We start from the raw sequence: 17,529 nt of genomic DNA on the forward strand, positions 1-17,529 counted from the left end.
ACTCACGCCATTGCGCGCCAGCTGCGACTGCGCAATATGGGTGGCATCATCATTGTCGATTTTATCGATATGGACAGCGATGAGCACAAGCAGGCGGTGCTGGCCGAGCTAGCCAAGGCCATGGCGCGCGACCGCACCCGTGTGACGCTTAACGGCTTTACCAGCCTCGGTCTGGTCGAGATCACCCGCAAGCGCACGCGCGAGAGCCTGTCGCACATCTTGTGCGAGCCGTGCCCGACCTGTCAGGGCCGCGGCCAGATCAAGACCGCGCAGACAGTATGCTATGAAATCCAGCGCGAAATCGTGCGCGAGGCGCGCAAGTTCGATGCCAAGGGTTTCCGCATCCTCGCCTCGCAGCCGGTGATCGACATGTTCCTCGACGAGGAGTCGCAGAGCCTGGCCATGTTGATAGACTTTATCGGCAAGCCGGTATCGCTGTCGGTGGAAAGTACTTATACGCAGGAACAGTTCGACGTGGTACTGATGTAAGCCGCAACTGTTTTGCGGTGACGTAAAAAGGTTAGTTTATGAATGATGTACACGGCGATGCCTTGTGGCGCGCCATTCTGGATGAAACGGCACTGGCTGCGCGCGACGAGCCGCTATTGGCCAGTTTTCTGCATATGACGGTGTTGCGTCATGCCTCGCTGGAAGATGTGCTGGCTTTTCATCTGTCGAGCAAGCTGGCCAGCCCGGTCATGGACGCGCGTGCGCTGATGGAACTGTTCCACGAGGCACTGTCGGCCGACGACACCATCAGCCGCGCCATGCGCGCCGATATCACCGCCTGCTTCGAGCGCGATCCGGCCTGCGACAGCTATTCGACACCGCTGTTGTACTTCAAGGGCTTCCACGCCATCCAGAGCCAGCGTGTCACCCACTGGCTATGGCAGCAGGGGCGCAAGACCATGGCCTATTTCCTGCAGAACCGCATCTCCGAAGTGCTGGGTGCCGACATTCACCCTGCCGCGCGCATCGGCGAGGGCGTGATGCTGGACCACGGCACCGGCGTGGTGGTCGGCGAGACGGCAGTCATCGGCAACAATGTCTCGATGCTGCATGGCGTGACGCTCGGCGGCTCGGGCAAGGAACGCGGCGACCGCCACCCCAAGATCGGCGACGGGGTGATGATAGGCGCCGGTGCCGCCATTCTCGGCAATATCCGCGTTGGTGAATGCGCCAAGGTCGGCGCCGGCAGCGTGGTGCTGGAAGACGTGCCGCCGCATACCACGGTGGCCGGCGTGCCGGCGCGGGTGGTGGCGCAGGCGACGGTGGGCATGCCGTCGCTGGATATGGACCAGAAAGTTTGACCATGCTGCATGTGGTGGCGGGCAGTACGGCCGCAGCTTGTCTGCAGGCATTGGCCGCTGCGGGTCAGCTGGCGGGTGCAGTGCTGGACTGGCCGGACGAGCTGAGTAATGGCCCGCTGGCCGATGCCGACCAGATTGATCCGCAGTTGCGTATTGCTCACTGGCAGCGCCTGCTGCGCGCCTATCAGCCGCCGCCGCCGGACTGGGATGAAGCCTGGCAGCGCCAGCGTGCCGCCGCTTGCCGCACCTTGCTGCAGGCCTGGGAGCAGTCCATGCCGTTGACGTTGTGGCTGGGCAATCATGCAGGTGAGGCACTATTGCTACGCATGCTGGCCGCGCAATGCCCGGAACAGTGCGAGCTGTGGGTCGTCGATGTCCGCTTGCATCTGGACACTCCGCGCTCCGGTTTGTGGGCAGTCGGTATGTATTCGGCGGCAGAATTAGCACCGCTGGCCGGCTATGCCCGTCTGCTGTCACTGTCCGAGCGCCAGATGCTGGCAGAAGAGTGGGGGCACTGGCAGAGGGCCGGAGACAGTGTGCGTGAAGTACAGGCAGGCAGGCTGCAAGGCCGCCCGCTGTCATGCTACGACAATGTGCTTTTGGACGGGCTAGCAGCACATGGCAGTGTGAGTGTTGTGCGTCTGGTGGGCGAGAGTATGGGGCGGATAGAGCATACGTTCGTTAGCGACATTTTCTTGTTCTGGCGTGTGCTGGAGTTGGCCGAGGCGGGCACCTTGCGCCTGCTGACCCGAGCTGGACAGGCGCCTATGCTGGCGGCTATCTAGGCGGTAGCGACAATCTATTTTCCATTCTTAATGGGAATGACTATCATCTGCTGTATTCACTAAGCGGATGACTGCCATGACCAAAACCCTGACGTTTGCCGTCTGCCACTTTAGCGTGGCCTTTGCCGTCAGCTATGCGCTGACCGGCAGCCTGGCGATTTCCGGTGCCATGGCCTTGGCCGAGCCGCTGGCTAATACGGTCACCTACCATTTTCACGACAAGATCTGGGACAAGGTGATGGCGCGCGCGCCTGTGCGCCATTTGGCGCTGGCTAAAACTGCGACTTTTGCCGCCTGCCATTTCGCCGTTGCCTTTACCTTGGCGTGGTTGCTGACCGGCAGCATTGCACTGGCAGGCTTGCTGGCACTGGTCGAGCCATTGGTGAATACGGTGGCTTACTTTATCCATGAGCAAGTCTGGCAACTGGTACGCGCAGCCAAGCCGGTGCCGGCCAAGTCCTCGCCGCCGCTGCCTCTTTGCTAAATTATTCTCAAGGCCGCGTTGCGGCCTTTTTTATTGCCTGCAGGTAGAGTCTGTACTCTTATTTTGCAGGCTATTTTTTTGATTACCCCGTATTAAAGTGCGTTTTCAGGCCTTTCGGCACAAATTTCCCGTTTTTACAAAGCCATAGCTATAAATTTATCTTAATTTTTTCATGATTTATGAAAAGAGGCGTGAAGGTGTGGCGTGCCGTAGCCTTGCTGTAAAAACAAAGGTTTCCATGTATTTTGCGCGCCATTTCCCCTGGAATGACATTGGGAAAATATCTTAGAAAACAATAATATTACTTTGCACAAACGTATAGGTGGCATTAGAATCCGCCGTTCCAAAACATCGGCTATTGCCGATGACCGGTTGCCGCGCCCCGCGTCGCCCATACGCCTCTTGCTTTGCGTGGTACCGGTGTAACCTATCCAATTAAGAGATTTTTATGAGCAAAATGAATAAGGCCGTCAGCGTTCTCGTTGCTGGTACCTGTATCAATCTCACCATCGGCGTGCTGTATGCGTGGAGTGTGATCAAGAAGGGTCTGGTTGCTGACTGGGGCTGGAGCAATACCGAAGCGTCGATGCCGTATAACGTAGCCATCGTGGTATGGGCGATTGCCCTCTTGGCTGCTGGCGTGATGCAGGACCGTATCGGGCCGAAAAAAGTCATCACCCTGGGCGTCGTGCTGGTGGGTCTGGGCATGATTCTGTCCAGTTTCGTGCCGCAAGACTCGGTGATCGGCCTGACCATCGCCTTCGGCGGTATCGTCGGCACCGGTATCGGCTTTGCCTATGCTTGCGTGACCCCTGCCGCGATGAAGTGGTTCCACTCCTCCAAGAAGGGCATGATCTCCGGCATCACCGTCGGCGGTTTCGGCCTGGCCGCGGTTTACCTCGCGCCACTGTGCACCCATCTGATCGAAGCTTACGGCATCTCCAAGTCGTTCATGATCCTGGGTTCCGCCGTGCTCTTGATCGCGCTGCCGCTGACGCGCGTGATCTCCAACCCGCCTGAAGGCTATACCCCTGCTGCACCGGCACAGGCAGATGGCGCGGTCGCACCCAAGGTGTCCGAGCATAACCTGACCTGGCGCGAGATGATCAAGACCCGTCAGTTCTACTTCCTGTGGATCATGTTCGTGTTCTCGTCCTCCGCCGGTGTGATGATCATCGGTAACCTGGCATCGATCGCGACCGATCAGGCCGGCATCCTGAACCCGGCTTACCTGGTGTCCATCTTGGCGATTGCCAACGCATCCGGTCGCGTCGGTGGTGGCATGCTGTCCGACAAGATCGGCCGTACCAACACCATGCTGCTGGCCTTCGCCGTTCAGGCGGCCAATATGCTGGCTTTCGCCACCTATCAGGATGCATCCATGATTCTGGTCGGTACCGTGGTTGCCGGTCTGGCCTACGGTTCGCTGATGTCGGTATTCCCGTCGACTACGGCTGACTTCTACGGCCTGAAGAACTACGGCGCCAACTACGGTGTGCTGTACACCGCCTGGGGCGTGTCCGGCTTTGTCGGCCCGCTGCTGGCCGGCCTCGCCGTCGACATGACCGGCACCTACAGCGCCGCGTACATGATCTCGGCAGCCCTGCTGGCTGTGGCCATCGTACTGGGCTTCATGACCAAGCCGCTCAAGCTTGCACCGGCTGTCGAAGCCAAGGCTGCTGCCTGAAGCTTGCGTTAAACCATAAAAAGGCCGACCCTTTGGGGTCGGCCTTTTTTGCGTCATGTCGTAGCTTAATCGTATCAGCTGCGGCTGGCAGGCTTCAGTACATGTCCCTCGACCAGGACATTGTGCGTGCCATTGGACAGCCACATCTGGCCGTCCTGTATCGTGGCCGACAGCTGCATGCTGCGCTCGGCCATGGTGGCAAGCTCAGTCAGCGTGTCCGGTGCGATGGCAACGACGGTCAGATTGTCGAAGCGGCCGGCCTTGCTTTCCAGTTGCGGCCACCAGATTTCAGCCGAGCGTGCGCCATAGCAATAGATCCAGACCGCATCAGCCCGGCCGCAGGCCTTGCGTACACGCTTCTCATCCGGCTCGCCCAGCTCCAGCCACAGTTCGATTTCATCCGAGTAGTTCTTCTGCCAGATATCCGGCTCGTCATCGGCACTGATGCCCTTGGTGAAGGCCAGCATTTCGCTGGCGTGCAGCGCGAACACCGCGATGCGCAGCATCATGCGTTCCAGCGTTTCCGATGGATGGCAGGCGAGTGTCAGGTTATGGCTGGCGTAATAGCCGCGATCCATGTCGGAGACATCGATATCGGCCTTGTAGATGGTGGACTTGAGGGCCATGGGTACGGCTTTCGGGCAAAGGAACGAGTTTACCCGTTTCCCTTGCCCTTTGCCCCGCTGGCGGAGGCCGTGCGTGTCCGGCTGCGCCTTTAGCCGCTATTGCGCAAACCGGCGGCGACGCCGTTGATGGTCAGATGGATCGCCGACAGCGCTTCGGCATCATCCGGGTTTTCGCGCAGGCGGCGCAGCAATTCGACCTGCAATGCGCCCATCGCATCCAGATACGGCAGCCGGGTGTCCAGGCTGCGGGCCAGAGTCGGGTTGTGCTGCAACAGGCGCTGGTTGCCGGTGATGGTGTAAAGCGCATCCACGCTGCGCTGCCATTCGCTAGAGATGGTGGCAAACAGCGAGGCCGACAGCGCCTGATCGCTGACCAGGCCGGCATAACGCTGCGCCAGCTCCAGATCGACCTTGGCCAGCACCTGCTCCATGTTTTCCAGTGCCATCCTGAGGAAGGGCGAGCTCTGGTACAGCGTTTGCAACTGGCTGATACCGCTATCGCCATGGCGCTCGATAAAGGCGGCAACGGCAGAGCCGACGCCATACCAGCCCGGCAGCATCACCCGCGACTGCGACCAGGAAAACACCCATGGAATGGCGCGCAAATCCTGAATGGAAGTCAGGCTCTTGCGCGAGGCCGGGCGGCTGCCGATATTGAGCTTGGCAATCGCGCGTACCGGGGTGGCTTCAAGGAAATACTGCATAAAGCCCGGTGTTTCCACCAGTGCGCGGTAGGCGGCATAGGCATGATCCGATAGCTCGGACAGGATGCTGCTGTCGGCTTCATTGCTGTGGCTGCCGGACAGCGTGGCCTCCAGTGTGGCCGCGACCAGGGCTTCGAGATTGCGTACCGCCAGATCCGGATCGGAGAATTTGGAGGTGATGACCTCGCCCTGTTCGGTAATGCGGATATGGCCGGCGACCGAACCTGCCGGCTGCGCCATGATGGCCTCGTAGCTTGGACCACCGCCGCGTCCGACCGAGCCGCCACGGCCATGGAATAGCTGCAGCTTGACCCCGGCGGCGGCGAAAACCTTCACCAGTCGCGATTCGGCCTGATACAGCTCCCACTGGCTGGTCAGATAGCCGCCATCCTTGTTGCTGTCCGAGTAGCCCAGCATGACCTCCTGCAACATATCGCGGCTGGCCAGCAGCTGGCGATACCATGGCAATTCGAACAGTGCCTGCATGATGCCAGCACCGGCGCGCAAGTCGCCTATGGTTTCGAACAGCGGCACGATATTGACACTGCCCACCGGCTGGCCGTCGACGATGCGCAGCAGTCCGGTTTCCTTCATCAGCAAGGCCAGTGCCAGCAAGTCGCTGACCGCGGCGCAGTTGGAAATAATGCACTGGGTGATGGCGCCATCGCCCAGCGCCGCCTTGATGCGTGCCGCCTCGCGGAAAATGGCCAGCTCTTTTTGTGCCTCGGCACCATAAGCCAGATAGGGGCTATAGAGCGGGCGTGGGGTGGCCAGCTCGCGGCGCAGGACGCGTATACGGGCCGCTTCGTCCAGTGCCAGATACTCTTCCAGCCCGGCATGCGAGAACAGCTCGGCTACGACCGACGCATGGATGCCGGCATGCTGGCGCAGGTCCAGCGGCATCAGGTAAAAGCCGAACACATCCAGCGCACGCTTGAGGCGCAGCAAGCGCCCGCCAGCCAGAATGGCGCTGCCATTGGCGGCGAGTGACGCGGCAATCTGTTCCAGATCCTCAATGACGGCCTGGGCGTGGGCATACGGTTCACCCGCGCTCCAGCGGCCACGCTTGGCCAAGCCCAGCGCCGCCGCCGTCGCCGACAGACGCGCTTCGATATGGGCCAGCGCGAGGCGGTACGGTTCTTCGGCGCGGCTGGTTTCGGTGTCCGGGGACAGGGCGGCCAGTGCCGCGACCTCGTCGCTTACTTTAACCAGCCGGCTGGACAGCGACAGTTCGCGGTAGAGACCGGACAGCTCGTAGAAATAGTGGGTAAATGCGGTTTCGGCCTGACGGGTGCTGGCGTAGCGCAATACCGTGGCGTCGACATTGGGGTTGCCGTCGCGGTCGCCGCCTATCCAGCTGCCTATGCGCAAGAAGGAGGGTAGCTTGGGGCGTTCGCCCCAATGTTGCTGAATGCCGCGCCCCAGCATGTCGTAGATGCGTGGCAAGGCGGTGAAGAACGACAACGGATGGTAGGCGACGCCGTTTTCGATTTCGTCCGCGACCGACAGTTTGAAGTGGCGGATTTCCGAGGTCTGCCACAAGGTCAGGATCACGCGGCGCAGGCGCAATTCGAGATCGGTCTCGTCATCCGGGGTGACATCAGGGTAGTGCAGGCAGGCGAGGAAACGGCGCACGGCACGATGGCCATCCAGCACACTCTGGCGTTGTACTTCGGTCGGGTGGGCGGTCAGTACTGCCGTTACATTGGCATCGGCCAGCATGCCGGTCAGCCGCCCCAGGCTGACGCCCTCTTGTTGCAGGTGTGACAGCGCGCGCGCCAGGCTGCCTTGTTGCGGTGCCGAACCGGCCTGACGGTGGGCGCGGCGGCGGCGGGTGTGATGCAGATCTTCGGCAATATTGAATAGCTGGGCATACAGGCCGCAAGCGCGCACCAGGGCTGTGGTCGCTTGCGGCGACAAGCGCTCCAGCATGGCCAGTGCACGGTTGTCGTGGGTATGGTGGGCCAGCGGGATGGCCTGCATTTCGTGGTAAACCTCGTCACCGGCCTGCTCGCGCAGTACCTCGCCCAATAGCCGGTCCAGTCGTGCCAGATCGGCCTTGAGCGGAAGGTCCTTGTCTTGTTCTTGCGTCATCGCGTGTCTACCCGTTTTGATGAAGTGCGTGTGTGCCGGCATGCTCGCGCCGGCCTAGTCTTGCCTGATCTTGCCGCAAGCATGGGGTATTTGGCCAGCACCGGCTGGTGCCTTGCCGTATTGAATCGCACATTATGTGGACGGTGTGCACGGCTTGCCACAAGGGTAGCGACGGGCTTTGTCCGGGCAGGGGAAGCCGCCGCTCATGTTAGAATCGTTGCAGACTTATTCCATTCAGGACCGCGTGATGAAAAAAATCGTGATTGCCAGCCGCGAGAGTCGTCTGGCCATGTGGCAGGCCGAACATATCAAATCCCGCCTGGAGAGCTTATATCCGGAGCTGGAAGTTGAAATTCTGGGTATGACCACGCGTGGTGACCAGATTCTCGACGTAACCCTGTCCAAGATCGGCGGCAAGGGGCTGTTCGTCAAGGAGCTGGAAGTCGCGATGCTGGAAGGGCGTGCCGATCTGGCCGTGCACTCGATGAAAGATGTGCCCATGGCGCTGCCCGAGGGTTTTGCCCTGCCGGTGATCTGCGAACGTGAAGACCCGCGGGATGCTTTCGTCTCCAATGCTTATGCCAATCTGTCCGAATTGCCGCATGGCGCGGTGGTGGGCACGGCCAGCTTGCGGCGCGAGTCGCAGATCCGCGCCCAGTTTCCGCATCTGGTGATCAAGCCCTTGCGTGGCAATGTGCAGACGCGGCTGGCCAAGCTGGATGGCGGCGAATTTGACGCCATTATTCTCGCCGCAGCCGGCCTTAAGCGTCTGGGTCTGGGCGAGCGTATACGTTGTGAGTTGTCGCCATCGGAAAGCCTGCCCTCCCCGGGCCAGGGCGCGCTGGGCATCGAGATCCGCGCCGAGCGCGAGGATCTCAAGGTGCTGCTTGCGCCGCTGAATGATGCCGATACTCACGACTGTGTGCTGGCCGAGCGTGCCTTGTCGCGCCAGCTAGGCGGCAGTTGCCAGATCCCGCTGGGTGGTTTTGCCACGCTAAGCGATGAGGTGATTACCCTGGGTGGTTTTGTTGCCTATCCGGATGGCTCGCTGATGCTGACCGCCAGCGCCAGTGCACCGCGTCACTACGCGGATGCATTGGGGCGGGCGGTGGCCAAGAAGCTGCTGCAAGACGGCGCTGCCGATGTCATCAGCGCCGTACTGGCCGATAGCTAAGCATGAGGCCGGTGCTGCTCACTCGCCCGGCGGCGCAATGCGCGCCACTGGCGGCAAAGTGCGCCGCTGCCGGCTTGAGTGTCCATGTGTTTGCGCCGCTTGAGCTGGTGCCGGATAAGGACGCATTGGTGCAGCTACCGGCTTTGGCGGCTGCGGCCGACTGGCTGATTCCGGTGAGCCCCGGTGCCATTGATATGATGTGGCCGGCTCTGGCCGGGTGCTTGCCTGATCGTGTGCAACTGGCCTGTGTCGGCAAGGGCAGTGCCGCACGGCTGGCGGCGCTTGCCGGGCGTGCCGTGTTGCACCCCGAGGCGGGCAGCGATAGTGAAGCGCTGCTTGCGCTGCCGCAATTGTCCGACTTGAGCGGGCAAACGGTATTGATTGTGCGCGGTGAAACCGGACGCGCGCTGCTGGCCGATACGCTGGCGGCGCGTGGCGCAAAGATTCTTTTGTGCGAGGCGTACCGGCGCGTGCCATGCGACCCGGGCTGGGGTCGTCTGCCTGCCGAAATGGCACAGGCGACGCTGCTTGTCACTTCATCCGATATTGCCCGTGCACTGTTTAGCTCTGCACCGGCAGAGCGGCGCGGCTGGCTGGCCCGCCAGCATTTCGTCACGCTGCACCCGCGCATTAGCGAGGTATTGCTGGCGCTGGGGGCAAGCGAGATCGTGACGGCTGCAGATGCCAGCGACGAGGCGCTGCTAGCGGCGCTGGCGGCGTGTTAAGCCAGTTGCCGGAGCAAGGCGGCAACCGCGGGTTTGTGTAGCGCATCCGGCACATAACACAGACCGATACGGCGCCGGTAAGGTGCGGCAGCCAGTTGTGCCGTGTCCAGTTTTTCCGCTAACGAGGCGGGTAGCCAGGCGATACCTGCCCCGCTTGCCACCAGTTGCGCAGCCAGGCGCAGCGAGCCGGCACGCATGGGTTGTGCCGGTGCATAGCTGCCGAGCAGGGCCAATAGCCGCTGCTGCGAGTCGTGTGCTGGGCACATCACCCATGTTTCCTGTTTCAGCTCCTGCGGCGTCACGTCCTTGCCGCTGCGCACATGTCCTGGCGGCAGTGCCAGCACGAAGTTTTCCTCCGCCAAGGGCAGAAACAGTTCGTCTTCGCAGCGCAGCGTCTCGCAGGCAAGACGAAGGTCACCGCTACACCCCTCTTCCAGTGTCAGGACGATGCCGGCGGTTTCCAGCGCCGCGCGCAGCACCCTATCGACCTGGCTGTCGCCCAGATCCGCTGCTATCCCCAGCGCCAGTTCCTGCCCCGCTTCACCCTGTTTGAAACTGGCGCTCAGCGCTTCCGCATCGGCAATCAGCTTCTTGGCCTGTGGAAACAGGCGGCGCGCGGCATCGGAGGCCTCGACGCCGCGCGGCAGGCGTTTGAACAGCAGCGTTCCCAGCTCGGCTTCAAGCTGGCGCAGCGTGGCGGAGAGGGTGGGCTGGGTGACGGCTAAGCGGTCGGCGGCCAGCGTGATGTTGCGCTCTTCAAAAACTGCGACAAAGGCGCGCAGTTGGCGGATATCCATAGAAATGTCCGATGGCAGTAAGGGGAAAAAACGATTTTTCTTCGGGAGTGACGCCGACTATAGTGCAGCACATCGGTTGTTGCCATCAATGCTTTCTATTTCAGGAATCCATCATGAACAAACCCCTTATTGTGATTACTGGTGCCAGCTCCGGCTTCGGTGCTGCCTGCGCCCGTCTGTTCTCGTCGCGCGGCTATCCCTTGCTGCTGCTGGCGCGTCGTATCGAGCGCCTGCAGGAGATGGCCCTGCCCGATACCCTGTGCCGCGAAGTCGATGTGACCGACCGCGCTGCACTGGATACGGCCGTGCGCGAGGCGGAGGCACAATTCGGCCCGGCCGACCTGATCGTCAACAACGCCGGGCAGATGCTGCTGGGCAAACTGTCCGAGCAGGATCCGGCTGAGTGGGAGCGCATGCTGGACGTCAACGTCAAGGGTGTACTCAACGGCATCCATGCCGTGTTGCCGGGCATGCTCTCGCGCCGCCACGGTACCATCATCAATATCAGCTCGATTGCCGGGCGCAAGACCTTCCCCAACCATGCAGCCTATTGCGGTACCAAGTTCGCCGTGCACGCGATTTCGGAAAACCTGCGCGAGGAAGTGGCACTGCAGGACGTGCGCGTGATCACTATCGCGCCCGGTGCGGCCGAGACCGAGCTGTTGAGCCATACCACCAGCGAGGCGATCAAGGACGGCTACAACGCGTGGAAAGAACAGATGGGCGGTGTGATCTCGGCCGAAGATATCGCCGAGGCGGTGCGCTTCGCCTACGAGCAGCCGCAAAACCTGTGCATACGCGAGATCGTGCTGGCTGCAACACGGCAGGAGCCGTAAGGCCGAGCCGATTATCGAAGGTTTGTTCTGTGTGCCGCAGGTGCCATTTCCGGCACCTGTTTTTATTGGTGATGCGGATAGTCTGGTTTAGGAGGAGAAGTTGTTTATGCATAGTGAAGTCACGGTCATTGGCCTGGGTGCCATGGGGTCGGCACTGGCGCGTGCCTTGCTGCAGGCTGGCAAGCGGGTGACCGTCTGGAATCGGTCCCGGGTCAAGGCCGAGGGATTAGCAGTGGCCGGGGCGCGGGTAGCAGGCAACGCAGCATCCGCCATCGCCGACAGCCCGGTATGTCTGGTCTGTGTCGACAATTACACGGTGTCCAACAGCATACTGGGCAGCGATGAAGTTGCAGCCGCCCTCAGCGGCAAGCTGCTGGTTCAGCTCTCGACCGGCGGCCCGCAAGAAGCGCGTGAGAGTGAACAGTGGGCGCATGCACGTGGTGCCTGCTATGTCGATGGCGCGATTCTGGCCTTCCCGCCGCAGATGGGTAGCCATGAAGCCAGTATTATTGCTTCCGGCGCTGCTGCCGCCTTCGATCAGGCGGCACCGCTGCTGAAACTGCTGGCGCCTAGTCTGAGCTATCTGGGCGAGCGGATCGGGGCGGCATCGGCGCAGGATTGTGCCGTGGCCGCCTATTTTGCCGGTGCCCTGCTCGGGGCTTTGCATGGTGCGCGTATCTGCGAAGCGGAAGGGCTGCGGGTGGATGAATTTTGCTGCATGCTGTCGGACATCTCGCCGCTGCTTGGCGGGGATATCCGCCATCTGGGTGCCGTGATTCAGGCGGAAAACTACGGTGAGCCGCAGGCATCGCTGAAAACCTGGACGGCGGCCATTACCCGCCTGGAGCGCCATGCACAGCAGGTCGATATTCACCGGGGGTTTCCCGAGTTTGCATCGTCAATATTCAGGCAGGGTGTCGATGCCGGTCTTGGCGCTCAGGAGGTTGCTGCTTTGATCAAGGTGCTGCGGGCAGCATCTTGATTTGCTGAGCCTGTTCACGACTCGCAAGATTGTGAACAGGCTCCCAGATCGGCTGATCAAGGCTTACAGCGGCTCCAGTACCGCCCGTACCCGCTTGCCGCGGTTGTAGTCGATATGGCTGACAGCCGTTTGCAGTGCCGGCTTGCCGCTGCGCGCTTCATAGGTGGCTAGCACGCGCGAGACGTAGTTGCGTGTTTCGGGGTAGGGCGGGATGGTGTTCTTGTATTTCTTAACTGCCCCTTCGCCGGCGTTATAGGCGGCGATGACCAGCGGCATATCGTGGTTGAACAGACCCAGTAAAAACTTCAGGTAGCGGGCGCCGGCACGGACATTGGCGTTCGGATTGGTCAGGTCGGCCACGCCGAAGCGTTCGCCGGTTTCCGGGATGACCTGCATCAGGCCGATTGCGCCTTTGGGCGACACGGCCAGCGCGTCATAGCCCGATTCCACGCTGACAATGGAATGCAGCAACTGGGCATCGAGCTTCATCTCGCGCGCGACCTTGTTGATCATCTTGTTATAGGGTGCGCTGACGCTGGCCTTGATCAGGCGCGGCTCGGCGGAGGGCAGGCCGCTAAGCGGCGTGCGTGCTGCCGTGGCGATATCGCGGCTAAGGGTCGTGCCAAGGCCGGGGCGGGTTGCATCGGCCAGGGCATCGTATTTTCGTACGGCCAGCTCGGCTGGCGGGCTCTTCTGGAAAAGTTGGTAACGTTCATCCAGCTTTTTGGGGGCGAGGTGAACTTGTCCTGCATTGTCTACATAGCCATACAGATCCGCATGGGCGGCGGAGGCTAGCGTAAACGACGCAGCTATCAAAGAGCAGAGGATAAATCGGTTCATTGATAACATCTCGTGATAAGACCTTGATTAGCATAGCAAATATGCGCAATGTCTACATGGATATTATCGTTCTTGCACCGCAGTAATATTATCTATTCGCGATGGTAGGGGTGGTTGTTGAGGATGGAATAGGCGCGATAAAGCTGTTCGGCCAGCATCACACGCACCATGCCATGCGGCAAAGTCATGGCCGACAGCTGCAGCAGGACATCGGCTTTCTGTTTCAGCTCGGCCGACAATCCATCGGCGCCGCCGATGATAATGGTGATGTCGTCGCCACCGGCCATCCAGTCTTTCATGGCGCCGGCCAGCTGTACCGAAGTCCAGTTTTTGCCGCGTTCGTCCAGCACCACCAGCTTGGTGCGCGGGGCAATCGCGGCGATCAGGCGCTCGTGTTCGGCTGCAATGCCTTTTTCAGTCGTGACGCCACCACCGCGTTTTTCCGGCTTGATTTCCTTGAGTTCGAAGCTGATGTCGCGGCCGAAGCGCTTGGCGTAGTCGCCAAAGGCTTCATCGACCCAGCGAGGCATCTTGGTGCCGACGGCGAGCAGGGTAATTTTCATGGATGGGAAATCCGGGGCTCGGCACCCGGGATCCGGGTGGGAGTCGACGGCTGATGCCGGAAAATCCCTGATCCCGAGCCCCGGGTCACGCGGTTTAGGCAGCCGACCAGGGCTTGCCGCCGACCGGGGTGAACGATGGCTTCTGGCCGCCCCACAAGGCTTCCAGATCATAGTAGTCGCGCACGGCAGGCAGCATCACATGGATGACTACGTCGCCGGCATCTACCAGTACCCATTCGCCGCTTTCATGGCCTTCGGTACCGACCAGATCTACGCCGGCTTCTTTCAGCGTAACGGCTACGCTATTGGCCAAAGCCTTGACCTGGCGATTGGAGTCGCCGGTGCAGACGATCAGATGCTGGAACAGCGAGGTCAGCTCGCTGGTGTCCAGTGTGACGATGTTCTTGCCCTTGACGTCTTCCAGAGCGGTCACGGCCAGTTTTACGATTTCTTGAATATTGTCCATATTTCCTTGATTCCAATGATGGGCACATGGACGCGTACGGACGGGTCAGAGGTGCCGCGATAAAGAGCGCGAGCCGCAGGTTGCGGCCTGTATGTCACGCTAGGTGTTCCGGTAGAGCTGCTGCGCCCGGATATAGTCCAGTACGGCAGCGGGAACGAGGCCGGACACATCGGCGCCGGCAGCAAGCCGGGCGCGGATGTCCGTCGCCGAAACGTCGACCGGAGCCAACGTCAGGGCGCGGATTGTACCGGAAGGCGTTCGTTTTGAAAAATCAGACACTTGGCGCGCTTGCCATTGCGCGCGGATGGCGGGTGCCAGATGCGCGGGATCGAAGCCCGGGCGCAGGGCGACGGCGAGGTTGGCCAGGGTGAAAATGGCCTGCCAGCGATGCCAGCTGGCAAGCCTGGCCAGCGAGTCGCCGCCTATCAGACACCACAGCTCATCCTGTGGCGTGAGCTCGCTGCGCAACTCCTCTAGTGTCTCGACGGTATAGGCATTTTTGCCGCGGCGTATTTCCCTGTCGTCAGCGATAAGTCCAGGCTCGCCGGCAATTGCCAGGTGCACCATGTCCAGCCTTTGGCTGGCGCTGGCATGAGGGCCATGGTCGCGGTGATAGGGCAGGCCGGCCGGCACCAGTCTCACCTCGTCCAGCTTTAATTCGTCGCGCAGCGCGCAGGCCAGACGCAGATGGGCACAGTGGAAGGGGTCGAAGGTGCCGCCATACAGGCCGATACGCCTCATGGAAGATCTGGCGTGTCGGCGTAGCCGTCCACGATGACGGTCAGCGCCCCGGTGGCCGGGCTAATGACCAGTCCGTGCACCGGAATATCGCGCGGCATCAGCGGATGGTTGCGTACGGTGTCGACCGTGTGGCGCACGCTGTCTTCGACATTGTCGAAGCCCTTGAGCCAGCTATCCAGATTGATGCCGGCGGCGCGCAAGGTGGCGAGTGTGTCCGGGCTGACACCGCGCTCGACGGCATTATCCAGCACCTGTTTGGGGTCGATGGCATTCATGCCGCAATCGTGGTGGGCGACGACACAGATTTCTTCCGCCCGCAGCTGGTAAACGGCGATTAGCAGGCTGCGCATCACCGAGCCCCATGGGTGGGTGACCAAGGCGCCGGCGTTCTTGATCAGTTTGGCATCGCCGTTTTTCAGCCCCATGGCCTTGGGCAGCAGTTCGACCAGACGGGCATCCATGCAGGCCAGCACCGCCAGATTCTTGTCGGGGACCTTGTCGGTGCGAAATTTTTCGTATTCGCGGCTAGTGACGAACTCGTGGTTGTGTTCGAGCAGGGCGTGCAACACGCGCATTCGTTTCTCTCCTGGCCTCAGTGGAATAGAGGCTCTATTTGCGGCGCATCCTACCATCAAGCATGCCGGTCAGGTAGCCGCTGCATGCGGCCTTACCAGCGCGAGGCATGGTCTTCGGTGACGCCGGTCAGCGCGCTGACGATGTGGCGCGCACCGCTTGCCGGATCCAGCAACACCCCGCTGAAGGTGCCGATGGGCTGCACATAGCGGCTGGCGGCAATCAGCAGATTCTTGTTTTCGCTGCGTATGCCTTCCGGAGTGAAACGCAGGTCGACCAGACCATCGTCGCTATGGATATGCCACGGCGCCATCGGGTCGGCCGGGCTGTAATCAAAGCGCACCTTGCCGACGCGCAGCAGTTTGCCGTGCAGCCAGATGGCGTTTTCGGCATCGCCCATATAGCCGTCCTGCAGATTGAAGCCCAGTTCGTGATTATGTGCACTGGCCCAGCGCCACGCGGTATGGCGGGCGAGCAGACCGTTGGAGGCGTCCAGGCTGGCGATGGCACCATCCAGCGAATAACGGCTGCCGTTGGTGTCGGCATAGCCGCTGACGGACAGTCCGCCGGTCTTGTGGGTCGAATGCGCCAGATGGTTGGCCGGCGCAATAGCGCACAGGGTCGGCACTTCGGGGGCTAGCGTGATATGGGCGGCGATGCGTAGCGCCGGGGTGCGTACCTCGAGCAGCATGCGGCCAGCTTCGCGGGTGAAGACCAGCTTGCCGCCACCGGCGCAAAAACGGGCGTGGCCGAAGGCGCGGTCTTCTATTTTGGCCGACAGACCCGGCAGGCCATCGGCCGAGAAGCTGGCCGTGACCTCGCGCTTCTGGCGGTCGAACAGATAGGCAAAAGCGGTGCTGCACCAGCCCAAGTCGACCACGGCGACGCCGATAAAGTAGTTGTCGTGGGCAAAAGCGGCATACTGCCAGCGTTTATGGTGCAGCTTGCGGGTGAGGCGGTGCCAGGGCGCAAGCGTCAAAGGCTGCCAGCTGAGCATGCCAACCGTGCCCTGATACATGCCGAAGGCGGGAATCCCGCGCTCGTGAACCAGACGGGACGGCGCGGGCAAAAGCGGTGAGGGGTCCATCTATCTGGGGCGCGGGCTTGATCCGCCGCCCGGTAGTCGAAGATGTGCCCGAGTTTACAGCAGATTAAGCGGGATTTTCAGATAGGCGACCCCATTTGTATCTTTGGGCGGCATTTCACCTGCGCGGATATTGATCTGAACCGAGGGCAGGATCAGCACCGGCATGGCAAGGCCGGCATCGCGTTGCTGGCGCATGGCGATGAATTCATGTTCGCCGACCCGTTCATTCAGGTGGATATTGCGTGCCCGCTGCTCGCCCACCGTACTTTCCCATTGTGCCGCGCGCCCCTCGGGCGGGTAGTCGTGACACATAAAGAGGCGGGTGTCGTCCGGCAGGCTTAATAAGTGCTGCGCCGAGTGATAGAGTGCTGCCGCGTCGCCACCGGGAAAGTCGCAGCGGGCGCTGCCCACGTCCGGCATGAACAGCGTGTCGCCGACAAAGACGGCATCCCCGATGTGATAGGCCATATCGGCCGGGGTATGGCCCGGCACATACAGCGCCCGCGCCGTTAAGGTGCCGATGCTAAACGCCTCGCCGGCGCTAAATAGATGGTCGAACTGGCTTCCGTCACAGGCAAAGCCGGGCTCCAGATTGAAGATCCGGCTGAAGCTGGCCTGTACCTTGCCTATCTGGTCGCCGATGGCGGTCTTGCCGCCTAATTGTTGTTTGAGCCAGGCGGCGGCGGACAGATGGTCGGCATGGGCATGGGTTTCCAGTATCCAGTCTACTGTCAGTTTTTGTTCCCGGATAAAGTCGACCAGCTGCTGGGCCGAGGTGGTGCGGGTGCGGCCCGATTTGGGATCGTAGTCGAGCACCGGGTCGATGATGGCTGCGTGTCCGCCTGCCTGATCGTAAACCACATAGCTGATGGTCCAGGTCGCAGGATCGAAGAAGGCTTGTACAGGGGTTTTCATCTGGCGGCGCTCCCATTTCTGCTGGTGATAGTTAAACTATATTGAAAAACAATATATTTGTAAATATAATAAAGACTCTGTGTCAGAGGTAAGATCATGGATATGAATTTGCTGCGGGAAAATGCGTCCCGCGCTGCCGG

General features: G+C 61.1%; 19 protein-coding genes. 9 read left to right on the forward strand and 10 right to left on the reverse strand.

Annotation, left to right across the window (positions count from 1 at the left end):
- The 5 genes from EGI20_RS11590 to EGI20_RS11610 form a co-directional block, all read left to right on the forward strand.
- Nucleotides 1-489 (forward strand): ribonuclease E/G (locus EGI20_RS11590; RefSeq protein ID WP_498631590.1); only part of this gene is annotated, 489 nt, incomplete at its 5' end.
- Between the two features lie 38 nt (nucleotides 490-527).
- Complete coding sequence (gene cysE / locus EGI20_RS11595) at nucleotides 528-1,310, forward strand: serine O-acetyltransferase (RefSeq protein ID WP_498631592.1); 783 nt, start codon at nucleotides 528-530, stop codon at nucleotides 1,308-1,310.
- Nucleotides 1,311-1,312: 2 nt separating this feature from the next.
- Nucleotides 1,313-2,095 carry a DUF3658 domain-containing protein gene (locus EGI20_RS11600; RefSeq protein ID WP_498631614.1) on the forward strand — a complete coding sequence of 261 codons (783 nt, stop codon included), beginning with the start codon at nucleotides 1,313-1,315 and terminating at the stop codon, nucleotides 2,093-2,095.
- Nucleotides 2,096-2,171: 76 nt separating this feature from the next.
- A complete protein-coding gene (locus EGI20_RS11605; RefSeq protein WP_498631593.1) occupies nucleotides 2,172-2,579 on the forward strand; it encodes a DUF2061 domain-containing protein in 408 nt (135 codons plus the stop codon).
- A 448-nt stretch (nucleotides 2,580-3,027) separates the two neighbouring features.
- A complete protein-coding gene (locus EGI20_RS11610) occupies nucleotides 3,028-4,266 on the forward strand; it encodes an L-lactate MFS transporter (protein ID WP_498631595.1) in 1,239 nt (412 codons plus the stop codon).
- A 74-nt stretch (nucleotides 4,267-4,340) separates the two neighbouring features.
- On the opposite strand, the gene EGI20_RS11615 is transcribed toward EGI20_RS11610, so the two are convergent.
- On the reverse strand, nucleotides 4,341-4,892 hold the full coding sequence (locus EGI20_RS11615) for a YaeQ family protein (RefSeq protein ID WP_498631597.1): 552 nt from the start codon (nucleotides 4,890-4,892) through the stop codon (nucleotides 4,341-4,343).
- A gap of 89 nt (nucleotides 4,893-4,981) precedes the next feature.
- Nucleotides 4,982-7,690 carry a phosphoenolpyruvate carboxylase gene (gene ppc / locus EGI20_RS11620; protein WP_498631599.1) on the reverse strand — a complete coding sequence of 903 codons (2,709 nt, stop codon included), beginning with the start codon at nucleotides 7,688-7,690 and terminating at the stop codon, nucleotides 4,982-4,984.
- A 247-nt stretch (nucleotides 7,691-7,937) separates the two neighbouring features.
- Between ppc and hemC the strand changes: the two genes are divergently transcribed.
- Both hemC and EGI20_RS11630 read left to right on the forward strand, forming a co-directional pair.
- On the forward strand, nucleotides 7,938-8,864 hold the full coding sequence (hemC, locus tag EGI20_RS11625) for a hydroxymethylbilane synthase (protein ID WP_498631616.1): 927 nt from the start codon (nucleotides 7,938-7,940) through the stop codon (nucleotides 8,862-8,864).
- Between the two features lie 2 nt (nucleotides 8,865-8,866).
- Nucleotides 8,867-9,589: a uroporphyrinogen-III synthase gene (locus EGI20_RS11630; protein WP_498631600.1), complete on the forward strand. Its 723-nt coding sequence runs from the start codon at nucleotides 8,867-8,869 to the stop codon at nucleotides 9,587-9,589.
- On the opposite strand, the gene EGI20_RS11635 is transcribed toward EGI20_RS11630, so the two are convergent.
- Nucleotides 9,586-10,386: a LysR family transcriptional regulator gene (locus EGI20_RS11635; RefSeq protein WP_498631602.1), complete on the reverse strand. Its 801-nt coding sequence runs from the start codon at nucleotides 10,384-10,386 to the stop codon at nucleotides 9,586-9,588. The genes EGI20_RS11630 and EGI20_RS11635 overlap by 4 nt on opposite strands.
- Nucleotides 10,387-10,499: 113 nt before the next feature.
- Between EGI20_RS11635 and EGI20_RS11640 the strand changes: the two genes are divergently transcribed.
- Together EGI20_RS11640 and EGI20_RS11645 are read left to right on the forward strand one after the other, a co-directional pair.
- A complete protein-coding gene (locus EGI20_RS11640) occupies nucleotides 10,500-11,222 on the forward strand; it encodes an SDR family oxidoreductase (protein WP_498631603.1) in 723 nt (240 codons plus the stop codon).
- Nucleotides 11,223-11,328: 106 nt separating this feature from the next.
- Nucleotides 11,329-12,204 carry an NAD(P)-dependent oxidoreductase gene (locus EGI20_RS11645; protein WP_498631605.1) on the forward strand — a complete coding sequence of 292 codons (876 nt, stop codon included), beginning with the start codon at nucleotides 11,329-11,331 and terminating at the stop codon, nucleotides 12,202-12,204.
- Nucleotides 12,205-12,267: 63 nt separating this feature from the next.
- On the opposite strand, the gene EGI20_RS11650 is transcribed toward EGI20_RS11645, so the two are convergent.
- From EGI20_RS11650 to EGI20_RS11680, 7 genes are all read right to left on the reverse strand, one after another.
- Nucleotides 12,268-13,044, reverse strand: coding sequence for a lytic transglycosylase domain-containing protein (locus EGI20_RS11650; protein WP_498631606.1), 777 nt, complete (start codon nucleotides 13,042-13,044; stop codon nucleotides 12,268-12,270).
- A 92-nt stretch (nucleotides 13,045-13,136) separates the two neighbouring features.
- On the reverse strand, nucleotides 13,137-13,607 hold the full coding sequence (gene rlmH / locus EGI20_RS11655; protein ID WP_124735035.1) for a 23S rRNA (pseudouridine(1915)-N(3))-methyltransferase RlmH: 471 nt from the start codon (nucleotides 13,605-13,607) through the stop codon (nucleotides 13,137-13,139).
- Nucleotides 13,608-13,701: 94 nt separating this feature from the next.
- Nucleotides 13,702-14,073, reverse strand: a complete 372-nt coding sequence (rsfS, locus tag EGI20_RS11660; protein WP_124735036.1) for a ribosome silencing factor — start codon at nucleotides 14,071-14,073, stop codon at nucleotides 13,702-13,704.
- Between the two features lie 99 nt (nucleotides 14,074-14,172).
- On the reverse strand, nucleotides 14,173-14,814 hold the full coding sequence (nadD, locus tag EGI20_RS11665) for a nicotinate-nucleotide adenylyltransferase (RefSeq protein ID WP_498631607.1): 642 nt from the start codon (nucleotides 14,812-14,814) through the stop codon (nucleotides 14,173-14,175).
- Nucleotides 14,811-15,389, reverse strand: a complete 579-nt coding sequence (locus tag EGI20_RS11670; protein WP_498631608.1) for a beta-class carbonic anhydrase — start codon at nucleotides 15,387-15,389, stop codon at nucleotides 14,811-14,813. The genes nadD and EGI20_RS11670 overlap by 4 nt, the downstream gene beginning before the upstream one ends.
- A gap of 92 nt (nucleotides 15,390-15,481) precedes the next feature.
- Nucleotides 15,482-16,456 (reverse strand): DUF2804 domain-containing protein, encoded by a 975-nt coding sequence (locus EGI20_RS11675; RefSeq protein WP_498631610.1) that lies wholly within the window; start codon nucleotides 16,454-16,456, stop codon nucleotides 15,482-15,484.
- A gap of 72 nt (nucleotides 16,457-16,528) precedes the next feature.
- Nucleotides 16,529-17,389: an MBL fold metallo-hydrolase gene (locus EGI20_RS11680; RefSeq protein ID WP_498631612.1), complete on the reverse strand. Its 861-nt coding sequence runs from the start codon at nucleotides 17,387-17,389 to the stop codon at nucleotides 16,529-16,531.
- Nucleotides 17,390-17,529 lie beyond the last annotated feature (140 nt).

This window comes from Aquitalea sp. S1-19 (assembly GCF_024343515.1).